Origin of the sequence: Neptunicoccus cionae (genome assembly GCF_002860325.1) — a bacterium.
Taxonomy (GTDB): Bacteria; Pseudomonadota; Alphaproteobacteria; order Rhodobacterales; family Rhodobacteraceae; genus Amylibacter; species Amylibacter lutimaris.
On record NZ_PKOJ01000004.1, the window covers coordinates 362,683 to 369,126 of the forward strand.

Here is a 6,444-nt window from a genome sequence, read left to right on the forward strand (position 1 = left end):
CGACTTTGTGGGTCACATCAGGTTTGAATTAATTCTGGCTGGCAATTTATTGATCGCACTGCTTATTGGCCATTTGCGCCATGAAGCGGGCCATCGTTGTCGCGTCCGGCGTGCAATCGGCTTCGACCCATTTCAACAGGACACTGACGATTGAACCTGCATGATAGCAGGCAACAAAATGCTGTACTTCGGGGGGGCCGTAGGTTTCAGGGGGCTTTGGCAAGGCCTCGCGCATGGCGATGATCTGCTCCAGAAAGGAACTTAGGGCGTTCTGCCCCGCAGCGCCGCTGAGCATTGCGTGGGCAATGTGGGGCAGGGATTGGACATGTTCGAAAGCGAAGAGATGGATCCGGAATGCCATCTCTTGCGCAGAAAGGCTGTCTGCATTGGCGCAAGCCCATTCGATTTGTCCCGACAAAACGGTGCCAAGCCGCTTTTCGAGCATGGCACCCACACTGTCAAAATGGCGGTAAAAAGTTTGCCGCCCGATCTGCGCCCGTCGCGCAAGATCGCTGACGCTGATCTCGCCAAAGGGTTTTTCGGCGAGCAGTTCGTCAAGCGCTCCTAACAGGGCTTCCTGTGTTCGTTGCTGGCGCGGATCGATCTTGCTTCTCCCTATTCAAGAACTTGTGTTTGTCTCCACTTACGGAACACTTGCTCCATAAGTCAAATACTGTATATGGAACACTTGGTCCATAAGCGACGGGTTGCCAAAATGCGATGCCCGAGCACCGGACCTGCTTTACGGAAGGACAGGCAATGACCGGTTATTCAAATCTTCAGACAGAACAGGTAATGTATGTGCTGAAGAAGTCCCCTTGCGTACCCGTACTTAATGAAAGAGAAAACTCCGGTTAGATTCGGTTTGATGAATTACGCTTCCGCTGTGATGTGCGCGCGTGATACACAGGCCAACCCGTAAAATACGGATTGAAGAATTTTTCCGAACATGCTGCGGCTTCGGGACGTGTCAAACCCACCAATTTTAGGACTCCGAAATGAAATCCTTTGCCAATCGCGGGACATTTGCCGCCATTCTGCTGTCACTTTGCGCAACCATGTCGGCGGCGCAGGACGAAGCGGTCAAACTTGCCAAGACCATTATTGTGACAGCCGACGCGGGCGGACAGACACGCCAGTTTTTTGGGCACGTAGTGGCCAAGGAAACAGTTGATCTGGCCTTTCAGGTGGACGGGCAGATTGTGGAATTCCCTGTCACCGAAGGTGGGACGGTTGAACAGGGTGAAGTTATTGCAAGCCTTGACGTGGAACCTTACGAACTCGCGCTGGATCAGGCGCAGGTCCAGTATGATCAGGCGGTCCGGACCTTTGAGCGGTTGAAAAAGCTGCAAGGCGGCGCGGTCAGTCAGGTCAGTGTCGATGATGCCGAAACCCAGTTGCAGATTACATCCATTGCCCTTCGTGACGCGGAAAGGTCGCTGCGCAACGCACATCTGGTATCCCCGTTTGACGGTTTGGTGGCGTCGCGCAATGTGGCAAAATTTGCAACCGTTGCGGCGGGCACGCCTGTCGTCCGATTGCACGACATGTCCGACCTGCGCATCGAAATTGACGTGCCAGAAGTCCTGTTCCAGCACGCAGGCAAGGAAGAGGACATCAAGCTCATGGCCCAATTCCCTTCCAGCACAAAACAATATGAACTGGCCGTTCGGGAGTTTAACGCCGAAACGGCTGACATCGGTCAGACTTACCGGATTACCCTCGGGATGGCGCCACCAGAGGGGCTTCTCGTTCTGCCGGGCGCTTCTGTGACGGTTTATGCCACAATGCCGGGCACGGAACAGGCGCCGGTTATCCCCAGCGCGGCGGTTATCACTGACGCCGCTGGCAACGCGAAAGTCATGGTTTTCACCCCTCAGGACGGAGATTTCGGAACGGTTCAAAGCGCTCCGGTGTCGATCAAACCTAGTGCGACGGGGGAGGTCATCGTGACGTCCGGCCTGACGGAAGGTCAGGAAATTGTAGCAAGCGGCGCAAACCAGCTTGCTGATGGTGAACGGGTGCGCCGTTTCACCGGTTTTGCCAGATAGGACCGGTATCATGAACATTGCACGTGGTTCTATAGAGCGTCCGATCCTGACGTGGCTGATTATTCTTGGCTGTCTTTTGGGCGGAATTTGGGGGTTTGCCTCGCTTGGGCGGTTGGAAGACCCTGCCTTCACCATCAAAACAGCAGTGGTCGTCACCCAATATCCGGGTGCCGACGCCGAACACGTTGCACGCGAGGTGTCAGAGCCGATCGAATCCGAGATCCAGAAAATGGCCGAGGTGGATGAGGTTCGCTCTATGAACCAGCCGGGTCTGTCCTGGATCACCGTTGATATGAAGAACAGCTATGACGGTTCGGAACTTCCCGAAATCTGGACGAAACTGCGCAACCGCGTTGCAGATGCAGCACTTCCAAGCGGCACAAGCACACCCTTTGTCAACGACAGTTTCGGGGATGTTTACGGAATTTATTACGCTGTTACCGCCCCCGGATTTTCTGATTCCGAGATTTACGCCCTGTCCACATTCCTGCGCCGAGAGCTTCTGGCGGTTGACGGTGTGGCGGACGTAAATCTGGCAGGCGTGCCAAACGAGGTAATCTATGTAGAGCCGGACCTTGTTCTTAACGTGAACCAGAACGTGCCGCCCTCTGCTATTGAAGGCGCTCTATCGGCTGCGAACTCTGTCAGCGATGGCGGTTCCATCCAGTCGGATGCGGGCCGTACGTTGATACAGGGCCCTGAAGGCGATGACACTGTTGAGGAAATAGCAGCTCTTTCTGTCGGAGTTGGGGGTAAGGTACTTAATCTTGGCGATTTTTCCAGCGTCACCCGTCAGCGCGAACAAAATCCAGACCTTATCATTCGTCATGGCGGGGTGGATGCCTTTACCGTTGGTGTTGCAGGTTTAAGCAGCGAAAACATTGTCGAGGTTGGCGCAAGAGTTGATGCGAAACTGGCAGAGCTGGCGCCGCAAATTCCGGTCGGTGTCGAGCTGCATCCGATTTACCAGCAGCATATCATCGTAGATGAAGCCTCCAGTGCGTTCCTCGTAAACCTTGCCATGTCGGTGGGGATCGTTGTGGCTGTTCTTGCACTCTTCATGGGGCCGCGCGCTGCAATCGTGGTTGGCACGACATTGTTACTGACAGTTGTCGGGACGTTGTTTTTCATGGCGATTTTCTCGATCGAGATGGAACGGATTTCGCTCGGTGCTCTCATTATCGCGATGGGGATGCTTGTGGATAATGCAATTGTTATTGCTGAAGGCATGCAGATTTCCATGCGGCAGGGGAAAACCTCCCGCGAGGCGGCTTCGGAAGCGGCAAGCAAGACGCAGGTTCCGCTGCTTGGTGCAACCGTGATCGGTATCATGGCTTTTGCAGGGATCGGGCTTAGCCCCGACGCAACCGGAGAGTTCCTGTTTTCGCTCTTTGCAGTGATCGGCATTTCGCTGATGCTGTCTTGGGTCCTTGCCCTGACTGCGACGCCTCTCCTTGGGCATTACTTCTTCAAGCAGGGCGATGGCAGTGAAACGGATGCTTACGGAGGCCTGTTGTTCCGCGCCTATGGCAAAGTTCTCCGGCTTTGCCTGACCCTTTGGTGGTTGATGATCCCTGCTTTGCTGGCCATTACAGTCGCCTGTTTTGCGCTGTTCGGTCAGGTCAAACAACAATTCTTCCCCGACAGTAATACACCGCTATTCTTCGTGCACTACAAGCTGGCGCAAGGGGCCTCGATTCACGAAACTTCCCGCGATTTGGGTGTGATGGAAGACTGGTTGGACGACCATGAAGACATTCTGGCCTATACATCATACGCAGGGCAGGGTGCTTCCCGTTTCATGCTGACCTATCAATCCGAAGACCCGAACCCGAGTTATGGGCACATCATTGTGCGTACTGAAGCGGTTGAAAAGATCGCGCCTCTGATCGAGGAGTTTCAGGATTTTGCCGCAGCGGCCCTGCCTCAGGGAGAATTCCGCGCAAAACGGCTTGCCTTCGGGCCTGGTGGCGGTGATCCGATTCAGGTTCGCTTTTCAGGAACTGATCCGGTGGTATTGCGGGAACTGGCACAGCAGGCGGCGACCCGTCTGGCAGAGGCGTCGCCCAATATCGTGGCACCCCGTATTGACTGGCGCGAAATGGAGCAGGTGCTCCGCCCGATTTACGCAACGGATCGCGCCAAAGAAGCCGGGATCGCGCGGGACGATCTGACAGATACTTTGTTATTCGCAACAGAAGGCAGAACTACCGGAGTATTCCGCGAAGGGGAGCGGCAAATTCCGATTGTCATGCGTGCCGATCCGGACGCTAATCTCGCACTGACAGACCATCTGATTTATTCGGACAGCGGCCAGACCTTTGTTCCGTTAGAACAGATTATCGACGGATTCACCTTTGATGCGCAGAACACATTGGTCATGCGACGGGACCGCAGGCTGACTATCACTGTCGGGGCCGATGTGGCCAAAGGACTGACCGCCGCACAAGTGCAGGCCGAAGTTCAGGAGGCGATCGACACCATGCCACTCCCTGCCGGATATAAAATGGCGTGGGGCGGAGAACTGGAGAGTTCCACAGAGGCGCAGGAAAGCCTTGCCGGTCAGTTGCCGCTGAGCCTTGTGGTGATGGTGCTGATTTCGATCCTGTTGTTCAACGCTCTGCGACAGCCTTTGATCATCTGGCTGCTTGTGCCGATGTCGGTAAACGGTGTCGCACTGGCGCTGCTTGGCACCGGTTTGCCCTTCACCTTTACTGCATTGCTGGGGCTTTTGTCGTTGTCAGGAATGTTGATCAAGAACGGTATCGTACTGGTGGAGGAGATCGACATTGTGCGCGCAGAGGGTCCGAACCTTAGCCTGAAAGACGCGATCGTAAGCGCTTCGACGTCAAGGTTACGTCCGGTGATCCTTGCTGCTGCAACAACGATTTTGGGGATGATCCCGTTGATTTGGGACGCCTTCTTCCAGTCGATGGCAATCACCATTATGGGGGGGCTGGCTTTCGCCTCTATCCTGACCCTGATTGCAGCGCCGGTGTTTTATTACGCTTTCTTCCCAACTGCCCGCAAAGCCGTCTAACAGGGATAAAAAGGGGCGCGGCATTTATAGCCGCGCTCTTTCCGTTTGTTCAGCGGTCTCGATCCGCTCAAGTTCCTGCTTCAAAATCTCGATGTTGCGCCGGTGGGATTTGAAAACTACGTCAAACAAATCTCCGACCAGAGGGATGCCACCGATCAGCATGTCGATGCCCGTATTGGCAGCGATTTTTACTTTGGCCCGTTTGCGCGCACCAATCCGGTGTGCTTCATAAAACATGATCGCCCCCGGACCCGCAGTGACAAGATCGCCAACGCCCGGAATCAGGCCGAGGATTGAATCCCATCCGATTGGTATTCCGAAGATCCGGAACCGTGTGTCGAGCGTGTCGGCCAGCCGGTCCAGACGTGCGATCCGTGCACGGCGATCTTCAGCGTCACGCTCCATGGCGTGGCCGTTAGCGACGGGCGATGATGTAGACAGCATGGACGATACCTGGGATGTAGCCGAGTAATGTTAGCAGAATGTTAAGCCAGAAATGCTTGCCCAGCCCGACCTCGAGAAACACCCCGAGCGGTGGCAGCAGAATTGCGACGATGATTTTGATAATATCCATTTCAGACCTTTAACGTGACTTCCTTATTTCTTTAACGCGCCAAAGGTGCTTCGGGTTCCCTGTAACTGGCAATTCGCTCTGCGCCGTTCGGGGGAAGAGACGGGTGAAGGGTAGAAAAGGCTGCGTGGACTCTGCAGCTTAAGCCGCTTTCGGGGGCGACCTGTGAACCGGAAAATGTGCCCGGTTCACAGTTTGGGGTGGCAGGAAAAGCGCCCCTATTCCGAAGCCTGTCTCGCGGTTCGGGCCGGTTTTGGTACTTCTGATTTACCGGCCGGCCAGCCTTCGCGTTGCTTGGCACGGTCCCCGTCGACTTCTTCGGTTTGGTCGTGGAACAGGTGCACCTGCGTCGGATAGGGCATGTCGATGCCTTCGGCATCCAGGGCCTTGTAAACGCTTTGAAGCACTTCGCCGAAAGTGTGAATCTGGCTGGCGCGATCGGATTTCGTCCACCAGCGCAACCGGATGACGTTTGCAGAGTCGCCCAGTTCTATCGGGATCGTTTCCGGTGCGGGATCACTGCAGACGCCTTCGACATCCGCGCAGACGTCGACCATCAGTTTGCGTGCGGTGTCCCAGTCATCGTTGCAGCCGATGCCGATATCATATTCGGAACGACGCGTTTCAAAGGCGGTATTCACTACAACGCTGTCAGTGTAGATATCGGTGGTCGCCGTATCATTAAAAAAACCGTCATATGTTTTGATCAGTGTCGCGCGTGTCTCGATCCGCTCCACCGTACCCTCGTGGCCCCCCGAAACAATCTGGTCGCCTATTTCGAA

General features: G+C 55.1%; 6 protein-coding genes and 1 pseudogene. 2 read left to right on the forward strand and 5 right to left on the reverse strand.

The window, feature by feature from the left end; genetic code table 11:
• Nucleotides 1–46: 46 nt before the first annotated feature.
• Together C0U40_RS12455 and C0U40_RS20395 are read right to left on the reverse strand one after the other, a co-directional pair.
• Entirely contained in the window at nt 47–445 is a 399-nt protein-coding gene (locus tag C0U40_RS12455; protein WP_286134948.1) for a TetR-like C-terminal domain-containing protein, read from the reverse strand.
• A gap of 57 nt (nt 446–502) precedes the next feature.
• Nucleotides 503–619 (reverse strand): annotated as a pseudogene (locus C0U40_RS20395) (hypothetical protein); the annotation flags it as partial.
• Between the two features lie 379 nt (nt 620–998).
• Between C0U40_RS20395 and C0U40_RS12460 the strand changes: the two are divergent.
• Together C0U40_RS12460 and C0U40_RS12465 are read left to right on the forward strand one after the other, a co-directional pair.
• A complete protein-coding gene (locus C0U40_RS12460) occupies nt 999–2,051 on the forward strand; it encodes an efflux RND transporter periplasmic adaptor subunit (protein ID WP_101656110.1) in 1,053 nt (350 codons plus the stop codon).
• A 10-nt stretch (nt 2,052–2,061) separates the two neighbouring features.
• The gene (locus tag C0U40_RS12465) at nt 2,062–5,091 is read left to right on the forward strand and encodes an efflux RND transporter permease subunit (protein WP_101656111.1); all 3,030 of its coding nucleotides are present in this window, start codon (nt 2,062–2,064) and stop codon (nt 5,089–5,091) included.
• 24 nt (nt 5,092–5,115) lie between these two features.
• Here C0U40_RS12465 and C0U40_RS12470 read toward each other — a convergent pair whose 3' ends face one another.
• The 3 genes from C0U40_RS12470 to C0U40_RS12480 all read right to left on the reverse strand — a co-directional run.
• Entirely contained in the window at nt 5,116–5,535 is a 420-nt protein-coding gene (locus C0U40_RS12470; RefSeq protein ID WP_101656112.1) for a DUF4112 domain-containing protein, read from the reverse strand.
• Nucleotides 5,507–5,665 (reverse strand): YqaE/Pmp3 family membrane protein, encoded by a 159-nt coding sequence (locus tag C0U40_RS12475; RefSeq protein WP_101656113.1) that lies wholly within the window; start codon nt 5,663–5,665, stop codon nt 5,507–5,509. The genes C0U40_RS12470 and C0U40_RS12475 overlap by 29 nt, the downstream gene beginning before the upstream one ends.
• A 215-nt stretch (nt 5,666–5,880) precedes the next feature.
• Nucleotides 5,881–6,444 (reverse strand): mechanosensitive ion channel family protein (locus tag C0U40_RS12480; RefSeq protein WP_145991932.1); only part of this gene is annotated, 564 nt, incomplete at its 5' end.

Coding starts and splice junctions, on each gene's coding strand:
- C0U40_RS12455 (WP_286134948.1), bottom strand. CDS start 445: ATGCTCGAAAAGCGGCTTGGCACCGTTTTGTCGGGACAAATCGAATGG.
- C0U40_RS12460 (WP_101656110.1), top strand. CDS start 999: ATGAAATCCTTTGCCAATCGCGGGACATTTGCCGCCATTCTGCTGTCA.
- C0U40_RS12465 (WP_101656111.1), top strand. CDS start 2,062: ATGAACATTGCACGTGGTTCTATAGAGCGTCCGATCCTGACGTGGCTG.
- C0U40_RS12470 (WP_101656112.1), bottom strand. CDS start 5,535: ATGCTGTCTACATCATCGCCCGTCGCTAACGGCCACGCCATGGAGCGT.
- C0U40_RS12475 (WP_101656113.1), bottom strand. CDS start 5,665: ATGGATATTATCAAAATCATCGTCGCAATTCTGCTGCCACCGCTCGGG.